The sequence below is a fragment of the Thermogutta sp. genome, assembly GCF_039793925.1.
In the GTDB taxonomy this organism is placed as follows: Bacteria; Planctomycetota; Planctomycetia; order Pirellulales; family Thermoguttaceae; genus Thermogutta.
The window spans coordinates 253-2,479 of the sequence record NZ_JBAMME010000331.1; the positions used below are offsets into that span (position 1 = coordinate 253).

Genomic DNA, 2,227 nt, shown 5'->3' on the forward strand with positions numbered 1-2,227 from the left:
GAACCAGCAGCAAACACCTCGCAAGGTGCGGATGGTTTGACGGTTACCCTTTTGTTGTAGTCGCGCAGGTCTTCTTTGAGCCTGCGCAGGAACAAAGGGTTGTCCCTGTTGGTGACCGATTCTATCAGCAGGTCGTCCGTGGCAAAGAAATCACGCTCCAACAGGTCCAGGAAAAGCCGGAAGTTTGCGGGGTCCCCACGGTGGGGCGTGGCAGTCAAGAATAGCAGAAAGCTGCCGGTGCGTGAAAGGAGCTCGCCGAGTCGGTAACGCTCTGTCTTGATTGTCTTCTCGCCGTAGCGGTAAGCCGCCATTTTGTGGGCTTCGTCTACAACCACCAGATCCCAATGCGCCTCGGCTAGCCCCGCCATGACGTCTTCCTGCTTGCAAAAGTCAATCGAGGAAATCGCCTGGGGCGTTTCAGTCCATATGTTCTTCCCCCAGCTTGCGTTGACTACGCCCCTGTCGATTATTGTAAACGATTCCTGGAATTTCTCCTTCATCTCGCGGAGCCATTGGTCTTTGAGGTGACCGGGGACAACTATAAGCGTGCGGCGGACAAGCCCGCGGTATTTCAGCTCTGTGAGCAGGAGTCCCGTCATTATGGCTTTTCCGGCACCGGGATCATCCGCCAAGAGAAAGCGGATCCGAGGGTTGGGAAGCATATACTGGTATACCGCTTCTATTTGATGGGGTAGAGGATCGACCTGAGAGACGCTGACGGCGAAGTGCGGGTCGAACTGGTACGCTAATCGGATCCTGTGGGCTTCCACAGCGAGAAAGAGGGCTTCGGCGTTGCCCCCAAAGTCTTGATCGGAGCCCGTGTAGAGTCTTACTCGCTCCAGGTCTGCTTCCTCAAGGACGTGGGAGTAGTACTTCTTGGAATTTAGACCAACTGCTTGGACTTGCTGCGCGGCTCGGTCGAGTGTCTTGACGGCTATCACCCTAACCGGTTCTGGCCAAAAATCACCCTCAAGTATGTCTTCTGGCTTGAGCGTCACCATGCTGTTCTGCCTCCAGGGCCGGGCGGCCGGGTTTGAGATGCGATTTGCAGGTTGATATTTGGAAAATACGCGTCACAGTTTCGGAAGTCCTTCGGCGGGAAGGATATCCCAGAGTAAGCCGGAAACCTAAGCGGCTGAGTTTTCAGGTGGGGCACCACAAGCATAATAGCACACCCACCCGGACAGGACTGTGAAGGCGCGGCGCGGGATGTGTAAGCGTACGGGCAGTAGGACGCTCGCTTCCTGTAGAGCGATCTGGTCGGTTGGTTGCCGAAATACATAAGGCCTTTGGGGGAAGCTCGCCTTCGGCGATTTTCTTGCTCACATGCTTAAATGAGATGTGCCAAATCGCCCAGACGCCCGGTTTGCGTTACATGGCAACAAGCTCGTAAACGGCCGGGTCTTAGGGGGCGAGCAGTTTTCTTTGTCTAATTGAGCATGGACGCATCGCACGTGCCAGAGTCGCTGGTTGAGGCTCCGTCCACCGGGGGCCCTCTTTGGAATCACTATATGCCCGTGGTTTCTGGAGCAGTTCTTGCGCATCCGCGCTGGTCACGCTAGCAGGGTCGGCTCAGAATCTCCAGGGGGTGCCCGCATTCCTCTCGGTCCGCGGGATCATGGGAGTTGCAGACTCGCGGCGATATGGGGATGTCGGGGGTTTCGGGGCCACCGCATTGCCTGGCCAAGGCACTATCCGGACGCGCCCAGACGGTCCCGTTCATCCGGCCGCAATTGCCCTGCCTACTCGTGACCCCGCGCTCAGATTGCCTGGTCTGAGGTTCTTGATCGCCAGGCAATTCTGCGGATGGGCGGCGTATCTCGCTGATCTGTCGCCGTGCTGCCACGCCTGTCTTCCGAAGAGGCGGCGCATCAGGATTCCCGAAACGCACGAAGACCCGGAGCCTGGTGGTTCCGGGCCTTCCAATGCAGATGCGTGGTAGGTCGGACGGGACTCGAACCCGTGACTCTCGCCTTAAAAGGGCGATACTCTACCTGCTGAGTTACCGACCCGCGCCGTCACACTTACGATTATACCACTTCCGGCCCGCCGCGGTCAATTCATGGCCCCAGCGAGAGAGTTCAGTTTTCCGGGAGCATACGCCCGGGACCCCGTGATCCTGAACTCGATTCAGGATCAATTCCCTCGGCGCCTGGACACCCAAAGGGGTCTAGTGTAACGTGATTGCCTAGGAATCGAAAAGCCCCCTATCCCTCGACGGGAGAGG

General features: G+C 57.6%; 1 protein-coding gene and 1 tRNA gene. Both read right to left on the reverse strand.

The genetic code is table 11. The features are described 5' to 3' along the window. The coding region (locus tag ABJK56_RS17855; protein WP_347246038.1) for a DEAD/DEAH box helicase at positions 1–1,001 on the reverse strand (1,001 nt) is incomplete at its 3' end. 935 nt (positions 1,002–1,936) lie between these two features. Next, positions 1,937–2,012 (reverse strand) — tRNA-Lys (locus tag ABJK56_RS17860). Positions 2,013–2,227 lie beyond the last annotated feature (215 nt).